The organism is Daejeonella sp. (assembly GCF_049655485.1).
Taxonomy (GTDB): Bacteria; Bacteroidota; Bacteroidia; order Sphingobacteriales; family Sphingobacteriaceae; genus Daejeonella.
Window position 1 is genome coordinate 1 of the sequence record NZ_JBASJU010000246.1, and the last position, 19,303, is coordinate 19,303.

17 protein-coding genes are annotated in these 19,303 nt (G+C 43.2%); 10 read left to right on the forward strand and 7 right to left on the reverse strand.

Annotated features, from left to right (window positions below; translation table 11 throughout):
* The 3 genes from WBJ10_RS10205 to WBJ10_RS10215 all read left to right on the forward strand — a co-directional run.
* A partial coding sequence (locus WBJ10_RS10205) for an FAD-dependent oxidoreductase (protein ID WP_424289930.1) occupies positions 1-1,385 on the forward strand: 1,385 nt, incomplete at its 5' end.
* 165 nt (positions 1,386-1,550) lie between these two features.
* Positions 1,551-1,955 (forward strand): hypothetical protein, encoded by a 405-nt coding sequence (locus WBJ10_RS10210; RefSeq protein ID WP_424289932.1) that lies wholly within the window; start codon positions 1,551-1,553, stop codon positions 1,953-1,955.
* An 8-nt stretch (positions 1,956-1,963) separates the two neighbouring features.
* Positions 1,964-2,215 (forward strand): hypothetical protein, encoded by a 252-nt coding sequence (locus tag WBJ10_RS10215; RefSeq protein ID WP_424289934.1) that lies wholly within the window; start codon positions 1,964-1,966, stop codon positions 2,213-2,215.
* A gap of 29 nt (positions 2,216-2,244) precedes the next feature.
* Here the strand turns inward: WBJ10_RS10215 and WBJ10_RS10220 are convergent, their stop codons facing one another.
* Positions 2,245-3,108, reverse strand: coding sequence for an MBL fold metallo-hydrolase (locus WBJ10_RS10220; protein ID WP_424289936.1), 864 nt, complete (start codon positions 3,106-3,108; stop codon positions 2,245-2,247).
* A 126-nt stretch (positions 3,109-3,234) separates the two neighbouring features.
* On the opposite strand from WBJ10_RS10220, the gene WBJ10_RS10225 reads away from it, so the two are divergent.
* The 4 genes from WBJ10_RS10225 (at position 3,235) to WBJ10_RS10240 (ending at position 6,338) form a co-directional block, all read left to right on the forward strand.
* Positions 3,235-3,777, forward strand: coding sequence for a hypothetical protein (locus WBJ10_RS10225; RefSeq protein ID WP_424289938.1), 543 nt, complete (start codon positions 3,235-3,237; stop codon positions 3,775-3,777).
* A gap of 93 nt (positions 3,778-3,870) precedes the next feature.
* Positions 3,871-4,269: a response regulator gene (locus WBJ10_RS10230; protein WP_424289940.1), complete on the forward strand. Its 399-nt coding sequence runs from the start codon at positions 3,871-3,873 to the stop codon at positions 4,267-4,269.
* Positions 4,270-4,411: 142 nt separating this feature from the next.
* Positions 4,412-5,296 (forward strand): carbon-nitrogen hydrolase, encoded by an 885-nt coding sequence (locus WBJ10_RS10235; protein WP_424289942.1) that lies wholly within the window; start codon positions 4,412-4,414, stop codon positions 5,294-5,296.
* Between the two features lies 1 nt (position 5,297).
* Positions 5,298-6,338: an agmatine deiminase family protein gene (locus WBJ10_RS10240; RefSeq protein ID WP_424289944.1), complete on the forward strand. Its 1,041-nt coding sequence runs from the start codon at positions 5,298-5,300 to the stop codon at positions 6,336-6,338.
* Here WBJ10_RS10240 and WBJ10_RS10245 read toward each other — a convergent pair.
* Together WBJ10_RS10245 and WBJ10_RS10250 are read right to left on the reverse strand one after the other, a co-directional pair.
* Complete coding sequence (locus WBJ10_RS10245) at positions 6,335-7,492, reverse strand: putative sensor domain DACNV-containing protein (protein ID WP_424289946.1); 1,158 nt, start codon at positions 7,490-7,492, stop codon at positions 6,335-6,337. The two genes, WBJ10_RS10240 and WBJ10_RS10245, sit on opposite strands and share 4 nt — an antisense overlap.
* Positions 7,493-7,514: 22 nt before the next feature.
* Entirely contained in the window at positions 7,515-8,552 is a 1,038-nt protein-coding gene (locus WBJ10_RS10250) for an LLM class flavin-dependent oxidoreductase (protein WP_424289948.1), read from the reverse strand.
* Between the two features lie 309 nt (positions 8,553-8,861).
* On the opposite strand from WBJ10_RS10250, the gene WBJ10_RS10255 reads away from it, so the two are divergent.
* Together WBJ10_RS10255 and pafA are read left to right on the forward strand one after the other, a co-directional pair.
* On the forward strand, positions 8,862-9,068 hold the full coding sequence (locus WBJ10_RS10255) for a hypothetical protein (RefSeq protein WP_424289950.1): 207 nt from the start codon (positions 8,862-8,864) through the stop codon (positions 9,066-9,068).
* A 118-nt stretch (positions 9,069-9,186) separates the two neighbouring features.
* Positions 9,187-10,848: an alkaline phosphatase PafA gene (gene pafA / locus WBJ10_RS10260; protein ID WP_424289952.1), complete on the forward strand. Its 1,662-nt coding sequence runs from the start codon at positions 9,187-9,189 to the stop codon at positions 10,846-10,848.
* A 181-nt stretch (positions 10,849-11,029) separates the two neighbouring features.
* Here the strand turns inward: pafA and WBJ10_RS10265 are convergent, their stop codons facing one another.
* The 4 genes from WBJ10_RS10265 to WBJ10_RS10280 are packed head-to-tail and all read right to left on the reverse strand — an operon-like array spanning position 11,030 to position 17,929.
* Positions 11,030-12,376 carry a glucoamylase family protein gene (locus WBJ10_RS10265; RefSeq protein WP_424289954.1) on the reverse strand — a complete coding sequence of 449 codons (1,347 nt, stop codon included), beginning with the start codon at positions 12,374-12,376 and terminating at the stop codon, positions 11,030-11,032.
* Between the two features lie 24 nt (positions 12,377-12,400).
* A complete protein-coding gene (locus WBJ10_RS10270) occupies positions 12,401-13,318 on the reverse strand; it encodes a LamG-like jellyroll fold domain-containing protein (protein ID WP_424289956.1) in 918 nt (305 codons plus the stop codon).
* Positions 13,319-13,371: 53 nt separating this feature from the next.
* Positions 13,372-14,898, reverse strand: a complete 1,527-nt coding sequence (locus WBJ10_RS10275; protein ID WP_424289958.1) for a RagB/SusD family nutrient uptake outer membrane protein — start codon at positions 14,896-14,898, stop codon at positions 13,372-13,374.
* Between the two features lie 19 nt (positions 14,899-14,917).
* Positions 14,918-17,929, reverse strand: coding sequence for a SusC/RagA family TonB-linked outer membrane protein (locus tag WBJ10_RS10280; RefSeq protein ID WP_424289960.1), 3,012 nt, complete (start codon positions 17,927-17,929; stop codon positions 14,918-14,920).
* A 316-nt stretch (positions 17,930-18,245) separates the two neighbouring features.
* Between WBJ10_RS10280 and WBJ10_RS10285 the strand changes: the two genes are divergently transcribed.
* Positions 18,246-19,303, forward strand: a 1,058-nt coding sequence (locus WBJ10_RS10285) for an amidohydrolase family protein (RefSeq protein ID WP_424289962.1), incomplete at its 3' end; no start/stop codon positions are given.

A 19,303-nucleotide genomic window follows, 5' to 3' on the forward strand; every position in this document is an offset into this window, starting at 1 on the left:
GCCTGATCCTTCGAAAGGCAGGGAAAGAAATCCTGATTGTCGATGCTCACAATTCAGGCTATGGCACTACCGGAGGTACCAGCGCTCATATAAATACTTTCGCAGACACTACTTATTCAGAAGCAGAGAGTGCCTTCGGCGAAAAAGGGGCAGAGCATTTCGCAGCGGCGATCAATTCCGGATTCAGCTTAATCCGTAAAAATATAGAATCCTATAATATCGACTGCGATTTTGAGGAAAAACCAGGCTATGTCTATGCAGAAGATGAAGATCAAGTAAAACAGCTTGAAGACCTTTACGATGGCACGAAAAAGGTAAATGTTCCGATATCCTACGTGGATAAAATCCCGCTTCCAATCCCATTTAAACGGGCAGTATTGCTGCCGGGCCAGGCCCAGTTCCACCCAATGAAATATACTCAGGCCTTACTGCAGGGATATATTAATGCTGGGGGGCGATTACTAGAAGACACCAAAATTGAAGAAATTAAAACTGATGACGGAATCCATTCCGCCATATCAGGAGAAAATAGCTATAAATCCAGAAATGTCATTTACGCTACCCATATACCTCCCGGGATAAACGTATTTAGTTTTCGTTGTGCACCCTACCGCAGTTATGTTATTGCTGTTAAATTAAAAAGCGATAACTATCCGCAGGCACTAGTGTACGACATGAGAGAACCTTATCATTATTTCAGGAGCCATGTAATTGATGGACAGGAACTGTTGCTTATTGGCGGAAATGACCATAAGACGGGCCATGACGATCCCGGGAAAGCCTTTACCGACTTGGAGAAATATGCCCGGACACACTTTGACATCTCCTCAGTAAAATATAAATGGTCTTCTCAATATTACATCCCCGTAGATGGCTTGCCATATGTGGGACAAATCCCATTATACGCTGAAGGAATTTATTGTGCGACAGGTTATAACGGAAACGGAATGATGCTTGGCAGTATATCAGCAGAAATTCTTGCTGATGCTGTTCTAGGAAAAACCCATCCTTATGCAGAATTATTTAGCACGACGCGGATAAAACCAATAGACGGCTTTACGGAATTTGTTAAGGAAAATGCAGATGTGGTGTACCACTTTGTAGCCGACAGGCTTTCCGTTCATGAAACAGATTCAATCAAACGTCTTAAGCCAGGCAGCGGGAAAGTGATAAAACTCGATGGCAAAAAGATCGCCGCATACCGGGATGAAGACGGTGATATTCATGCATTAAGCCCCGTATGCACGCATGCTGGTTGTATAGTGAACTGGAATGGTGAAGAGAAGAGCTGGGATTGCCCTTGTCACGGCGCCCGGTACGATATTGAGGGTAAGGTGTTAACTGGGCCGGCGGTGAGGGATTTAGGGAAAATTGAACTGAAATAGAGCAAGGAGCAAGGAGCAAAGAGCAAAGACTGTCTCAAATTCATTAAAAGCCCCTTGTCCTTATTCCTTGTTCTTTGCTCCTATTTATGAAATAACCCGTCCAAATGACTTCCCCTTTACCAAACTAGTTTACCATTACTTTGTTATATACCTAAAAACTGAGCGATGATCGAAAACCAAAACAATCCACGAAAGGATCAAAAAGATCCGGATGGAGCAGAACACCAGGGCAATGAACTGGATATGGGGAATGACATGAGCATGGGCAGCGTAAGCGGTGCAGGTGTGTCAGACTTTAACCAGAACATTGACCTGCCGGAAACAGAGGAGCAGGAGTATCGTGAGGGAGGTGGTGAAGGAGATGATAGCCTTTCAGATGATAATGGGATTAACCCCTCTCCGGCGGAAGTGGAACCTAATCCTGCAAAATCGGCCCAAAGTTCTGTACAAGTGGAAAACGCGGATGAGGATAAATTAAACCCTTATCCGGATGAAATGAAAACGGACGATTCTGAGGATGAAAAACTAAAGTCAACCTGGATGATGTCTGGTCTAAACCGAAAAATATAATTGCGCAAATGGAACTTAAAGAGCCCGTATTAAAGGTCCTAAACAAAGTTTATGAACCTGATTCATTGATTGAGAAGCCTTTCAAAAGAATTTATATGGCATTTAAAACTGATGCGATGGGTAGACCTGTTCTGTTATTTCTCGGCGAAAGAGTGGCTGACGGCAAGATAAAAGGCGAACGATTTACAAGGCGCCTTAAAATGGACAAAGACGGAAAGGTCATAAAAGATCATTGGGAACATAAAGGTAAAGCGAGTTAACCTGAGACAGGCCAAGACTTTGCAGTGATTTAAAACAAAGAATACTGCAAATTTTCTTGCAAAGGAACTTCGATGGACAAAATTTCCGGGCGCGTTTCGCTTTCAGCTTTCAGCTTTCCACTTTCAACTGTTTTAATGTGGTATACCTCCGTCTCCCTCTCCCTTGATGCAACTATAATTTCTGTCTCACCAGCCGAACGTTTAAATAGTTCAAGCACCAGATCAGGACAATTATTATCCCGCGAAAGGTGTGATAATAGCAAATGGCTCAATCTCGATGGCTTACAGGATGTGAATAACTCAAGTGCTTGCCTGTTTGACAAATGCCCCTTTCCTCCGCGGATTCTGTTTTTTAGAAAATACGGATATCTACCCTTGTCGAGCATCTCCTCATCATAATTGGCTTCAAGAAATGCCGCATTACATTTTTTAAAATACCGGATCACATTTTCACAGGGGAAACCGATATCTGTAAAAACCCCTACTGTTACATCCCTGCAGCTAACAATAAAGCTATGCGGCTCGGAAGCATCATGTAATTTCGGGAAGGCTGTAATGTTCAAGTCCCCAATGTTTATACACTCATGCGCATTAAACGATTTAACCAGCTCATCTTGCAATGAAAGACGACCCCGCAAGCGGGTTCCAGGGGTAATATAAACCGGTAACTGGTACTTACGGGCAATAACCGGCAGACCAGAAATATGGTCCGAGTGTTCATGAGAAATAAAAATAGCCCGAACTTTACTCATTGATAACCCAAGCCTGGTCATCCGCCTTTCGGTTTCACGGCAATTTAATCCAACATCTACCAGAATAGCATCCTCTTCGTTTGCAAGATAATAGCAATTTCCGTTGCTGCCTGAATTTAAAGAGTTAATGTATAATGCCATGAACTAAGGGCGCGTTAATCTCGTATATTATTTGCTGGTAAAATTATGGAAAAATCTACTAAATAAATTAGCTAACAGTACTTATATTCGTATTCACCATTATCTTCGTTAAACTATACTATATAAATGAAATCATTCGTAATTAATTCTCTGATACTGATCTTGATTTGCTTTACTGCAATTAAAACTTACTCTCAGGGCAGAAAAGTGATCAACCATACCGAAATTGGGGGCTTGATTCATCAGAGCAATACATTAGGAAACAATACCGAATTCAATGGCTTCAGGACACGAACCGGAATCACGCGCATTATAAAGGAGAATTACGGTTTAGGCATTGCGCTCGGCACAGACAATTATAAAAGGAACAACGGTGCCTCATACAATACTCTACCAATTACCATCAACGCTGCCTATTTTTTCAATCCAGATCTTTCCGGATTCAAAGCGGATATTTACGGTGGATATTCCGTTAAGATTTTCAACAACCTTAACCGAGGCTTAACTGCCGGTGTGGGACTTTCTTATTCAGTGCCTGTTAACAAAGGATTAAACCTTGGATTGCAAACTGGTTATAATTACCAGGAAATCGATTTCCCTTCCAACTTCTTCCAGGAAAGTTTCACTATAGGTTCTTACCGAATTGGGTTAGGTATTACCTTTAAATAAGTTGAAACCTCAACTTAGGAATAGTATGGTATCTTTTTCGTGGCTGTCCTAACAAAAATTAAAAGGCGTTGTTAAGTCTAAAATTCAAAATCTATGCAAAAACGCATTCTTGTGATCGATAACGACCAGAATATTCTTGAAGCGGTTGATGCCGCACTATCAATGGAGAATTATTCCGTTGACACGAGCCCTATTGTTGAAGATATATTTCAAATGATCCACGACAAGAATCCCGATCTTATTTTAATTGATTATTTGCTTTATGGGATCAATGGCGGCGAACTTTGCCATATGATTAAAACGGAACCGAGCACCGCTCATCTTCCCGTAATTATTTTCTCTGGATATCCCAAAGTTCTTCAATCTCTTGGTACATACGACTGTGATGCATTTATAAGTAAGCCATTTGATCTCGATAATTTTATGAAGGTCATCAAGGAGTGTCTTGCAAAAAAGGACGGTGCGTCATCTGATGACAGACCCGACTTTTAATGATCTTCTATTGTGTTACTGTTTCATTCCAAACAATATATTGACCTAAATTAAGGGAATCCCTTGTTGGTCAACCTGCATATTTACTTTCCCTCAATAATATTTTCAGTAATTTTGCACTCGTGATAGAGACGAAACCATTATGCCCAACAAAAAATATAAAGTAGCAGTAGTTCAGGTAAGCCTGAATGATATCCCCGAAAACAATCTGAAGAAATGCCTCAAATGGGTGGGTGATGCAGCAGCTCAGGGGGCGGAGGTGATTTGTATACCGGAACTTTACAGCGCCCATTATTTCTGCCAGGATGAAAGCACTGATGCCTTTGCTTTAGCAGAGCCCTTATACAGTACCTCATTTACAGCTTTCAGTGCGCTGGCAAAAGAGTTGGGCGTGGTCATTATCGTCCCTTTCTTTGAGAAAAGAATGGCTGGGATTTATCACAACAGCGCCTACATAATAAACACTGACGGAACCGAAGCCGGGCTTTATCGCAAAATGCACATTCCGGACGATCCCCATTTCTACGAGAAATTCTATTTCACACCCGGTGATATCGGCTTCAAAACCTTCCCTACAAATAAAGGAAAAATAGGAACATTAATCTGCTGGGACCAGTGGTATCCGGAGGCGGCGCGTTTAACTGCGCTGCAGGGTGCAGAAGTTCTATTCTACCCTACCGCAATTGGTTGGCATCCCAAAGAAAAAGAAGAATTCGGAGAGAAACAACAGAACGCCTGGATGACAGTGATGAAGGGACATGCAGTAGCTAACGGAGTTTACGTTGCGGCGGCGAACCGCATCGGCCTGGAGCAATATGTTCCCGGAACTGACGGCATCCAATTCTGGGGATCATCATTTATCTGCGGGCCGCAGGGCGAGATTCTCGCGCAAGCATCAGAAGACAAAGAAGAAATCCTAATCGCTGAAGTTGATCTCGACCTACAGGAAAACGTGAGGCAAAACTGGCCGTTTTTCAGGGATCGCAGAATTGATTCTTACGAAGACATCACCAAAAGAGCCCGGTAATATGAGTTCTTTAAACAGAAGATTTCCGGCTGAATGGGAAAAGCAGCAGGGCATTTTACTTTGTTTTCCTCATAGCGGCAAAGACTGGCCGGGAAAGTATGAAGCTATCAAATGGGACTTTGTCGAGTTCATCAAAAAGATCAGCTTATACGAGCAGGTTTTTCTAATCGTAGCAGATTCAAAGCAAAAGGAAAATGTTTCGGGTATGCTGACAGCCGCGCATGTCGACCTGAAAAAAGTAACCTTCATTATACACAAAACCAACCGTAGCTGGATGAGGGACTCAGGTCCTATCATCGTCAAAAACGGCGATAAAAGAGAAGCCCTAAACTTCAATTTCAATGGCTGGGCTAAATACAAAAACTTTCAGCTGGACAAATATGTTCCGGCTAAGGTGGCAGCTGCTTTAAAAGTCCCTTTAACCCAGGTTATGTACAAGGGAAAGCCTGTAATACTGGAAGGCGGAGCCATTGATGTGAATGGCCGCGGAACTCTTTTAACTTCCGAAGAGTGTCTGATGCATCCAAGTATTCAGGTTAGAAACCCAGGCTTCACTAAAGCGGATTACGAAGAGGTTTTCAGAGAATATATGGGAGTTACCAATGTCATCTGGCTGGGTGATGGAATTGAAGGTGATGATACTCATGGTCATATCGATGATCTAAGCAGATTCGTAAATGAAGACACTATTATAACTGTGGTGGAATCAAATACCGCATCACCCAATTACAAACCTTTACAAGACAACCTAAGAAGATTAGAAAGCTCAAAGCTTGAGAATGGGAAAAAGCCCAGGATTGTCATCTTGCCTATGCCCCAAAAGCTGGAGTTTGAAAACCTAAGCCTTCCGGCGAGTTATGCAAACTTCCTCATTCTTAATAACTGTGTTTTAGTTCCCACCTTCAACGATCCGAATGACAGGCACGCGCTAAATATCATCGCAGAATGTTTTCCTGATCGGGAAATTATACCTATTTGCGCGATTGATCTAATATGGGGGTTTGGAACGCTGCATTGCTTAAGTCAGCAGGTTCCGGATTAGAGAAGCAAGCTATCAATCCTATGCGCATGCACCATATTTTCACACGGTGACCAGGTAAATATGGTAAATATACCGTCCTGAGATGCCACAAGCGCGATGGCATCTTTCTGATCATGAACAAACTGGGCAGCCGACATATGCCGTGTTCCGCCGCTCATTGCTGGGTTGACAATAACACCTTCCCCTCCTATTATAGGCTCGGTTATAAGTACACGCTCTACCCGGGCGCTGCCTTCAGTACGTCCAATTTTTGCTCCAAAGGCAACGACCTCGTGTTTATCGGTAATTACTGTAGCACCATCAATGGCTGTGAGACCTGCTATGCTATCAATTTCCCTGCTTAATTCCCCCTGCCAGACTCCATTGCTCCAATTCTCAATATCCTGACGCATTAAATCCGAAAGTCCCGAAAACGCCGGAGAAATGGAATATTTCATGGGATGAATAATTGATTCTTTCCAGGCTTCAGTGCCAGATGGGACGACAAGTAAGGTACCACCATGCTTATGTGCCCTCATAGAAGTCGCGATTTGTATCAGTACATTGACTGAATGATTTGGCGATGCGGATGTAAATCCGAGTAAGGAGGTTAGCAATACCGGACAGTCCGGAAGATTACGGCTACTTTCATCAACCATCTTTATCTGATCGCCGATAAGCACCACGATGTTTGTAAACTTTCCAAAGCCATTTGAACGGCGGTGTTTGATCACCAGGAGTCCCGGTTCCGATACATCGAGCACAAAACAATAATTCGGTATTTTATGTGTCGTGCCCCAGATATAAAGCCCATCCTGATCATACCATACTCCTAAATGAACTCCAGGGCGCTCAACCCCTGGGCCCAGTTTTGTAAGTACGTTCGGACTAAATGTAAGCTTGTACTCAAAACGAAGTGGCAATCCTGCCTGATCAGGAGATAAAAAAGCCAATGATACCTTCGGAGAGTTACCTTCTTCCCTTCTCAGGCTAGCCCAAAATGCCGTATCCAGGATCTGTTCAACATGATAGGCGGAAGGAACAGAAGCCAGGTCTTTTTCTCCCTTTGCTGTCGCTTCGTCAAGGTGTTGGGTAAATATATTGACAACCGTCTCAGCTATAGCAGCTGCGGCTTTATAAGTAGATTCTCCTGAGATAGAATATGGCTGGGTCATGGTATATTTCTATGCGGCAGTATTATGATCTAATATACGCTTCATTTTTTTGAAGATGTAATTCTGAAAGGATCTTATAAGATTTTACCCTGGCGTCATGGTCGTAAATCATACCTGCTGCCATGATCTCATCTACACCAGTTTCATCAGCGAAAATCTGCAGTTTCGCTTTCAATTTTTCAGCTGAACCTACGAACGTGTAAGTTAACATCTGCTGCGTAGCATAACGTTCTGCATCATTCCAGAAGGAATCCATATTTTGGACGGGGGGCTGAAGGGTTGTTCTTGTTCCTTTAATTATATTTAGAAATGCCCGATACAAAGAAGTAGCATTCCGTTCCGCTTCTTCGTCGGTATCGGCAGCAATAACGTTCACACAAGCCATTGCATAGGGCTCTTTGAGACACTCCGAAGGCCGGAAACTATCTCTATATACTTTTAATGCTGTAAAAAGAAGGTTTGGAGCAAAGTGACTGGCAAAAGCGAAAGGCAGTCCGAGAATTCCTGCCAGTTGAGCGCTATAGGTACTTGAACCGAGAAGCCAAATTGGAATATCCAATCCTTCCCCGGGTATTGCCCGAACACGTGCACCGGCATTGTCGGCCGACAGATATTCCCTGAGCTCAGCTAAATTCTGTGCAAAATCTTCTCCTGCACCTTCCAGATTGCGGCGTAAAGCCATTGCAGTTAACTGATCGGTACCTGGTGCACGTCCAAGACCAAGATCAATTCGTCCGGGAAATAAGGATTCCAGGGTTCCAAATTGTTCCGCAATTACCAGGGGCGAATGGTTCGGAAGCATAATGCCCCCTGATCCAACACGGATCTTTTGAGTACCACCAGCAACGTGTGAAATCAAGATCGAAGTGGCAGAACTTGCTATTCCAGCCATGTTATGATGCTCTGCCATCCAGTAACGCTTATAGCCAAAGCGTTCGGCATTCTGTGCCAAATCTAATGTGTTTTTAAAAGAGTCGGCTGGAGTTTTACCCGAGATCACCGGGACCAGGTCTAAAACAGACAGCGGCAGGTGGGTTTTATCTTCTGAAATATCTAACATTTTAAATCCGAATTGTCCTGAAAACCTATTTCAGGAATTCGAGATAAAATTAAGATTTAGAGAAGAAAAAGGGGAAAAAGGGTATAATTTGAAAGTCACAAAAAGATCGGGGGATTGTCAATTTAGGCTAGGTTGTCCTCAGGGGAATCTCTTGTAGCTTGTCCTTGCGAGGAGGTACGACGAGGCAATCTCAAGTAGCGGTCATAGAGATTGCTTCGCTATGCTCGCATAGACAACCGGGTGTCCTTGCGAGGAGACACGACGAGGCAATCTCTGCAGCCGTCAGAGATTGCTTCGCTAAAGCTCGCAATGACAAACCGCCTTTTTTCTCAGTACCAGTTATTCGGCGCAGCAGGCTTCTCCTCTGTATCAGCCTCTAATGGCTTATTTTTAAGCACGGTGGAAGCGGCAGGTCGTTTATTTACTTCTGATGGATCCTTCCAGGTTGAACGCGGTGCGATCTATACCGGCAAGGTTAGCATGTCAAGAGAGGCCGTGGAAGTATCAAGTATTTAATATTTTACATCGCCGGTACGATTTTTAGCGGATATTTGCTTGAAATGAATCTTCTTAGAATTAATCGCTATTAAGATTCGTTAATTTAGCACTTTATATTCTGCACACTCAGCAAAACATGAACTTTAAAACCTTTGCAATTTCCACATTAATCATTTTCTCGCTATCATCTTCCGCTCAGCAGAGAAAACCAGTAGCATCTGCACAAAACATAGCCGTACCCAGACCAAAACTGATGGTAGGCATTATGGTAGACCAAATGCGATGGGATTTTTTATATCGCTTTTATGAGCGTTATGGTAACGGAGGTTTTAAAAGAATGCTCAATGAAGGATTCTCTGTCGAGAATACATACATCAATTACCTCCCAAGCGTAACAGGTATAGGTCACGCAACTGTTTATACAGGCTCAGTACCTGCCATTCATGGTATCGCCGGAAACGATTTTATTATCCAGGCCACCGGTGAATCCGTTTATTGTACAGAGGACAGCACCGCCTCCACGGTAGGAAGCGGAAATGTTGCAGTCGGAAAGATGTCGCCCCGTAATTTATTAGCCACTACCATGACTGATGAATTACGTATGGCTACAAACTTTCATTCAAAAGTAATTGCTATTGCCTCTAAAGACCGGGGAAGTATTATACCCGGAGGCCATTCTGCAAATGCTGCATATTGGTTTGATGGCACATCTGGTAACTGGGTTACAAGTACCTATTATATGAATGCTCTGCCCGCCTGGGTAAGCAATTTCAATGCTCAAAAACATCCTGAGAAATATCTGAAACAAGATTGGAACACGTTGTATCCTATTAATACTTATCTGCAGAGCACGAAAGATGATTCTAGATATGAAGGAAAATTTGCGGGGACAGTTAGTCCTACCTTTCCGGTGAAAACTTCAGAAATGATGGGCAAAGGACCCGGGATTATTTCCAACACCCCTTATGGAAGCAGTTTAACATTAAATCTGGCCAAAGCTGCCATAGAAAATGAGCAACTTGGTGCGGACGCAATAACTGATTTTTTAGCTGTTAGTATATCATCACCAGATTATATAGGTCATCAGTTTGGGCCCAATTCAATTGAAATCGAAGACACCTATTTAAGGCTTGACCGTGACCTAGCCACCTTTTTTACCTACCTGGATTCTAAGGTAGGCAAAGGAAACTATACCGTTTTTCTTACCGCCGATCATGGCGTACAACATAACGCGAACTATATGCTGGACAACAAGATTAAAGCCGGCATTTTTCAAACAACGGCCATTATGGACGAATTAAATAGAGTATTAGAAAACGGGTTCAAGGTAAAAAGTGCGGTGCGAAGCTTTAGCAATTATGCGGTGAGTCTAAATTATCCCGCTATTGAGTCAGAAAAATCAAGCGTGGCAGATATTAAAAAAAGCATTATTGACTTCCTTCGAAAAAAGGAAGGTGTGGCATTCGCTGTTGATATGGAAAATGCACAAACTGCTAACATTCCGGAAAATTATCGTGAACGGATAATTAATGGATACAACCGGGATCGAAGCGGAGTAATACAAATCATAACAAAACCAGGCTGGTACTCTGGCTCAGGGCCAACGGGTGCAACTCACGGAACCTTAAGCCCCGACGATACCCGTATTCCATTTGTATTAATGGGTTGGGGCATCAAACAGGGTCGCACCAACGCACCATATAGTATGACCGACATTGCCCCTACAATAAGCGGGCTTTTAAGAATACAGGAGCCTAATGGAAATATTGGAAGGGCTGTTGTTGAAGCGTACAAATAGATTCAAACCCTCCGGGGAAGGACCCCTGTCATTGCGAGTGTTACGTGCCTCCCTTGCAATGACATCGTGTTGTCCTTGCGAGCGATAGCGAAGCAATCCCTAGCGCCGTTAACAAGAGATTGCCCGCCTGACCGGACGGGCAGGCTTCGTCGTGCCTCCTCGCAAGGACAGGCTCTTATCATTACGGGACGAGGTGTGGACTATTAAAATCCAGCTTCTTCAAACCCTTCTGAACATCCTCATCCTGCATAAACAACTTCCACAATAAACCCGAACGGTAATTTTCCATCATAACCACAATTGGGCCCTGATCTATCCCAAGATATCTTTTTGGATACCAGTTCGCTTCCTCGCTGAACGCATCATAAAAACCATAAACACCCCAAATCTTGTCCTTTTTATAGGTATACCAATTCCGCATCGCTGCCATCGATTCTTTAGGCGTATAAGGAAAGGATGATAGCGCCGCTGTTGGCGAAATAACTCCCAAATCTTCTTTCAGAGACGGTGCATGTGCGGCATATCCTTTAACCGAATAACTGGCTGTCAATCCCCAGCTTTGAGGCGAATATCCTTTAAACTCTCCAGGATTATCTACTGACCATTGATAATTAATCCGGGCCATATTTCTGACCTCCTGACCATAATCCGCGTATTTGTCTGTCAGGCCGTTAGGATCCAGCCCTAAAAACGAATAATGAGCCCAGAATAAAGGACCTCCATTTTTAGCATCCCCCTGGTGGAAGAGTTGTAAAGGAATGCCTTTATATTCAGTTTTTCGTTTGATCTTACCATTCTGCGCCCAGCCCTCGTGATAAACCTTCGCTGGAACTCCGTGCTTTGGAGATGATGCTGCGAGGACATACATGATCAGGCATTCATTATATCCCTTTACGGGGAAGTTCATTTCCCATTTATACTCAGGACTCCAATGCCAGTAAAGTACATCTTTACCATTTCGGTACCAGTCGAAATCAATACCTTCCCACAACTTGGTCGCCTTTTTAGCAAGAGCCCTTTCCCTGCCATTCCCGGATTTGAAATATTGCCTGACACAGATCAAACCCTGAGCTACAAATGATGTCTCCACAAGATCGCCGCCATTATCCCTTTTTGAAAATGGCTTCATTTTTCCCGTTTCACCGATCATCCAATGTGGCCATGCACCATGGAAGCGGTCGGCTTTTTCAAGAAAGTCGAGTATTTTGGTAAGCCGCTCCACCCCTTCTTTCCTATCGACAAACTTCCGATCGATAGCGCTGATAATTGCCATGATCCCGAAACCAGCCGCGCCGGTAGCTACTGTATTTTTATCATTCTGAGGATAGATATTATCCTCGTGAAATCGCTCCCTTCCAGCGCCGGATACGGGTTCCGCCCCATCCCAGAAATACTGAAATGTGCGATACTGTACGGAGTCTAGAATCTCATTGTCCGATAAACGGTCTTTGTTACTAGCGCCTTGCTGAGTTCCGCAGGAAAGCAGAACAAGTATCAGCAGGCCACATATACTGTAATTTACCCTCATATTTTATAGACGATTAACAGGTAATTATTTACCTGCTTTTCCTAAATTGTATAACGCCTTTATATGTGCATCAGGCAAAACCGTGTTGTAAACCCTTATCTCATCAACCTTACCAGTCATAGCAGCAAAATCAGTGTTGGCGCTAACTGTCTTCCCCGGGATAGTATTATAGTTACCTCCAATGATTACTTCACCTGGTTCGTAAGATTTAAACAAACTATTTCCAACTCCACGGTTAGAAAATGCACCCATCTTCATTCCATCGCCCCAGATATTAAAAACACCGGTAGTGCTATCGTAAGTCAATAAAAGGTGCGTCCATACATTTGCACCAAATGCAGGAACAAGATAAGGTACATAATTCGGATCGCCAGGATTGTCTCTTTTAGTGTTTATATTATCCTGGGTGCCACCGCCAACTGTTGTAAAGGTTGGCTGAATTTTTAAATCTGTGGTATTGGATGCAGGGAAACTTTGCGTATTAATGCTGAAATTCAAACTCCCATTGAATATTCCCGGACGCGCCAGTTGGAAGATCATCGTCCGTTTCGACCCGTTATTAGCGATCTGTACCCATTCACTAACCGTAAAGCTTTTCAAAGCTTCTGTTTTGAATGCATTAAACTGGGTTGCATAATACAAATATCCACCATTTAAGCTCAAAGCCTGTCCCTTCACACCGCCAGCGACAAGCGCATCATTGGCTGAAGACGTTGGCGCTGTATTGCTCTTTATTTCATTCTTAGTACCGTCGAACGACCAGTATGCTACCAGATTCGTCGGATAAACCTCTTCAGAAGAAGTATATCCGTCAACTTTACCTTCATAGGTCGAAGGAGAAACATCAGGTAAATTATTCGGGTTGCCATCTTTCTGGCAGGATGATACCGTAATCACGAATACCGCCAATACCGCCGGAATTATATTTTTTATCGTTTTCATGTCTTTATAATTTTGTCTCATTGTCAACTCTCCACTCTCAACTCTCAACTTAATCAGTATCCCGGATTCTGTGTTAACGTCCCCTTACTTAAATCAATTTGAGCCTGCGGGATAGGCAATAACTCATGCTTCCCGACTACGAAATTCTTACCCTGGGCTTGCAGTTGCTGCGCAGCAATTCCCCATCGTACCAGATCGAAGAAACGATCGTATTCCATACCCATTTCAACTCTTCTCTCCCGTCTGATAGCCTGTCTCAAAGTTTCCTGATCAGCAGTGACAACATTTGGCAGAATAGCTGCATTACCGCCACGTGCTCTTGCACGTACAGTATTCAATGCGTTTAAAGCGCTTGTAATATTAGCAGCTCCGCCAACTTCGGTAGCTGCTTCTGCATACATCAGCACCACATCAGCGTAACGCAGTAAGCGAACATTCATCCACCAGCCACCACGGTTTCCAACAGATGCGCGTTTCACTGGATTAGTATAAACTTTTTGATTGTAGCGGGGATTAGGTAGTCCCGCAGGAACCGCTTCACCGAAGATCGTAGTTCCCCCAGAGTAAAGGATCGTACGAGTCTTACGCGGATCGTTTGGTTCGTAAGCTGCTTCCAGGCTAGTACTTGGAACATTAAAGCCCCAGCCCAAATCCCATGCACCGGTTCCTCTTACTCCTTGAACCTGGGCATGTTGCGAACCGTTATTAGTAGGATTTGCTGCATCAGCTGTAGCTTGGACTTCTAAGATTGACTCTTTTGAGTTCTCCCCTTCTTCATTGAAAATTGTATTGTAAGGAACCGACAGACTATATTGCCCGGAACTCATAACCGCACTTGCAGTTGACATTGCTGCGGCGTATTTTTTCTGAGTAAGCAGTACTTTAGTTAATAAACCGTTAGCTGCACCTGAAGTTATCTTTCCGATAAACTTTGCATCATAACTCGCAGGTAAATTTGCAGCAGCAAATTGCAGGTCGGCTTCAATAAACGGATAAAGCTGTGCTGGCCCGCTTTGTGGGATATTAGATTCGGACGCCGATCCAGTGGTTATTTTATCAATTAAAGGGACTCTGCCGAATAAGCGGACCATCATGAAGTAAGAATAGGCACGAAGAAACCTGGCTTGTGCTTCAGCTTCTACTTTTAAAGGCGCTGGAGTTAGCGGGTTAGGATCATTTTCTATTCTGTCTATCACATAGTTTGCTTTTCCAATCAGGTCAAAATGCCCCAGCCATAGAGCATTCGTCATTCCGTTAGACGGAAGAACATTCAGGTTGTCCATTTGCAAAGCATCAGGTCCATCGGCTGGTGTACTACCCTTATCCGCATCATCGCTACGAATACTAACAGCAGCGACAAAAGGCATAACGGTTACATCGTAACTTCTCAAACTGGCGTAGGCCCCATTCAGGAACTCGTCGTATGGCCCCGATCCGCCGGGATAAGGGTAATTGTTTTGATCATAACTACCCTGCGCTTGTCTGTCAAGAAAATCCTTCTGACAGGAACTCATTGCTAATCCTCCTGTTAAGGCAAGCATTAGTGCGCAATTTCTTGTTATCTTATTTAATAATTTCATCTTCTTACTTTTTGAATGATTAGAAAGTTGCGTTTATACCGAAAGTGTATACTGCAGGCACAGGGTAAACCCCATTATCGGCACCCGCACCTAAAATATTACCAAGTGGCGCTTCTGGTGTATACCCTGTGGTCTTACTGAACGTGTGGATGTTCTGACCGCTTAGGAAAACACGAAGCCCTTTAATGGATGCTTTGGCCAACATTGCTTTGTTGAATGTATAACCTAGCTGAACGGTTCTTAACCGGAAGTAGTCACCTGGCTCAAGGAAGTACGAACTAAACAGGAAATTATTCCCGCGGGTATTGTCAAGAACAGGCTCCACATTGTTTGAACCTGGCGTAGTCCATGCGTTTAATCTGTTGCTCTCATAATTAAGAACCGCAAAATTTTGCGTTCTTCTTTGAGTGTAAACAGAGTTTCCAGCAACGCCCTGTCCTTCCAGTATGGCATCGAAGTTTTTATATCCTAATGAAAAATTGATTCCATAATTAAAATCCGGAAATGGAGATCCAAGATTCGTCCTATCTGCCGGAGTGATCACCCCATTTCCGTCGACATCTTCATAGGCGATATCACCTGGAAGAGAGTTAGCGAAACCGGGCATTTTATCAAGGTCAGCAGTGGACTGATATACTCCCACTTGTCGGTATCCGTAGAAATATCCGATCGACCCGCCTGATACTGTCCGGTTAGCGCCGCCGTTTCCGGTAAGTTGGAAGTTAAAGTTGTCGCCAATCGATTCAACCTTGTTCTGGTTATAACTGAAGTTCGGGGAAATGCTATACGTGAAATTCTCGCCGATTTTATCATTCCAGCCAAAACTCACTTCTATACCACGGTTACTAATTGTACCAAGATTTGTTAAAAGATTCAGCGGCTGGTTTGGAAGATCCACTGAAGTGATGATATCTTTTGTCGTTCTGTCGTAAAGAGCAATATCTGCGCTTAACCGGTAATCAAAAGCCTTCATTTCAAGCCCTACATCGAAACCACGGATGATTTCCCAATGAAGATTTGGATCTGGAATATATGCCGGGATTACCGAAGGATAAACATTATCCCCAAATACTCCAACTACTGAGGTGTTAAGTCCCGGTAGATACAAATTATTTCCAAATCCCTGCGCATTACCCAAAGTACCCCATGCAGATCTAAGTTTAAGGAAGTCGACTTTCTTCACATTATCAAAGAAACCTTCATCACTTACAACCCAGCCCAGACCAACACTTCCAAATGTACCCCAGCGATTCTCTGGTGCAAATTTCGAAATACCGTCTCTACGCACGGTTACGTTTAATAGATATTTATCTCTAAAGGCATAATTCACCCTACCGAAATAGGACATTTGAGAAGACTCTCCGCCTCCCCCGCCAACACTGGCAGCAGGGTTTGAATTGTTTACGATACCTAAATACCAGAAATCCTCACTGTTCGGAATATTCAGCGACGTATCTCTACGACTTCCACTTAAAGTGGTACTTCCTTCATACAAGGTTGTAAAACCTCCGAGCGCCGTGAATTTGTGAATATTGTTGAAGGTTGTATCATAGGTAACGGTGTGATCCTGCTGAAATTTCCTGAATTCCTGCTGATTTTGGCTAACACTCGTTTTAACTGTATTGTCAAATGTCGTAGTAGTTGGGATTGATCCTTCTCCAAGATTGATGAAAGAGAATGGAAGAGGATTATAACTTCTGCCACCGTTAAAGCCCAGATCGGTATAGAAAGCCGAACGCAATTTAAATTGCTTTAGAAAGGTTAGTTCCCCAAAGATATTTCCAATTGCGCGATACCCCTTATTAATCGAAGTACCATCAGTTCGATTTAGATTTGCAATAGCATTCCCCACCTGTGCTCTTTGAAAAGAAGGCATACTGTAATAAGTATTTTCATCCAGCTGAACCGGTACAATCGGAGCTGCCCATAGAACGTTATTGAGACTTACATCTGCGGGGTTACTAACAAAATGAAAACCAGTCAGGTCCGCACCTACTCTTAGATTACGGTTCAGACGAATTTCTTCATTTAAACGTGCAGTGTATTTCTGGAAACCACTATTCCTTAAAACGCCGTTTTGGTTACTATAACCCAGATTGACCAAAGTGGTGCTTTTTTCTCCGCTGTTGGAGATACTTAAATTATTGTTTGTTATCACCGCGCTTCTTAATACCAGGTCCTGCCAGTCGGTATTAGCGGTATAATTAGTATAATCAAACGGAGTGGCATTAAGATTTGCTAGTTGCGCAGTATATAATTTTCTAAATCCTTCTGCATCCACCACGTCAATCTGGTTTGGCACAGTCTGAATTCCTGTGTTACTTTGAAAAGCGATCCTTGTCTCGCCTTTCGCAGCCCTTTTAGTCGTAACCACAATAACCCCGTTTCCACCCTGGATACCAAATATTGCAGTTGAGGAAGGATCTTTTAACACCTCCATGCTTTCAATATCAGCTGGGTTTACATAATCAATATTGGTCTGAATTACTCCATCCACAACGAAAATCGGGTTGGCAGAGTTGGTACTGTTTACCCCTCTGATCCGTATGGTAGGCGCTGCACCTGGCGTCCCGCTGTTAACAACGGTTAATCCGGCAACCTTCCCCTGAAGGGAAGAAACAGGATTAGTGTTAGGAGATTTTTCAATGTCCGTTCCTTTAACGGAGGTGATAGACCCGGTAAGATCACGCTTTCTTTGCGTGCCATAACCTACTACAACCACCTGCTCTAATGCCTGGGCAGATACCTCAAGTGAGACATTCACTGTGGTCCTGCCATTTACTGCCACCTCCTGAGATATAAATCCGAGATAGGTGAATACCAAAATCCCACCTGTTGGCGCACTAATCGTATAGTCGCCGTTCAAATCGGTTTGAGTACCGATTGTAGTGCCTTTAACCAGTACACTCACTCCTATGAGTGTTTCACCGTTTTGGGCATCCGTAACCTTACCTCTGACTGTTACGTCCTGAGCAAAAGCATAGCTAAGGGAAAAAAGACAGAGAAATAATAGTAAATATTTCTTTTTCATAATCCAGATCTGAAATTGTTTTTTAATAAGTTGGTAAATATCCTGTAGAGAGGAGGGGATTCAAAAAATTCGCTATTGCACACTTTTGAGATTCAATAAATCACTTCGACATCACTACAAGTATATATTTCGCCAAATTGTTTGAGCTGAACTAATAAAATTTAAATGCGCCCGAGGCTAAATCAAGGCACATTCTGATACATAAAGAGTTATAAAAACGTCCAAAATATTTAAAACAAGAAAGGTGTTCGATAGTGCCTACTATTTTAATTTTCTCACTGCCGATTCCGATTTGCAAAACTTATGTATTAAATTCATGGCTGATATATTATCTGTTATGAAAGTTTTCAAAACAAAACATCTCTATATTGCTGCTTTACTGGGCTTCAGCCAATGTACGCTAGCCCAGACCGATAAGAACAGGATCGATTTCGAGACGTACAACCCACCCTCTTCGCTGGTTGTGCCTGAGCATTTGCTTACGCGATCTAAATTCCCTTTTATAGATGTCCATAATCACCAGCAAAACATGGGTACGCAAAACGTGGGGAACCTGCTTGCAGAAATGGACAAGCTAAATATGCGGATAATGGTAAACCTGAGCGGGAGAGGTGGTGAATATTTGGCATCAGCGGTGAAACACGTGGCGGAAACAACCCCTAACCGTCTGGTTCACTTTACCAATATTACATTTAACGGCGTAGGTGAAGAAGGATGGATCCAAAAAACTGTAAAACAACTTGAGGACGACGTGAAAGCGGGTGCCAGAGGGCTTAAAATATTTAAGAACCTCGGATTTTCCGCAAAAGATAAAGAAGGCAAAATAATTCCAGTAGATGATCCCCGGCTAGATCCAATATGGGCAAAATGTGCACAGCTGGGTATTCCGGTTTTAATACATACTGCCGACCCTAAGCAATTCTGGGATGCTCCTGACGCTAACAATGAACGATGGCTGGAGCTTCTCACGCAAACGGGCAGAAACCGCAGCAGTTCTGATGGCTTTTCATGGGAACAGCTTATTCAACAGCAGCATAATCTCGTAAAGAAACATGCTAAAACGACCTTTATAATCGCACATTTCGGCTGGTATGCAAACAACCTGGATCACCTGGGAAAATTGCTTGACACCTATCCCAACTTCAACGTTGAGTTCGGTGCCATCATTGCGGAACTCGGCCGGCAACCCCGTCGTGCAAAACAATTCTTTGATAAATATCAGGATCGGATTTTATTTGGGAAAGACAGCTGGGTTCCATCAGAATATACTACCTATTTCAGGGTACTTGAAACCGAGGATGAATACTTTCCATACCACAAAAAATACCATGCATACTGGAAGATGTACGGGCTCGGACTAAGTGATGAGGTCTT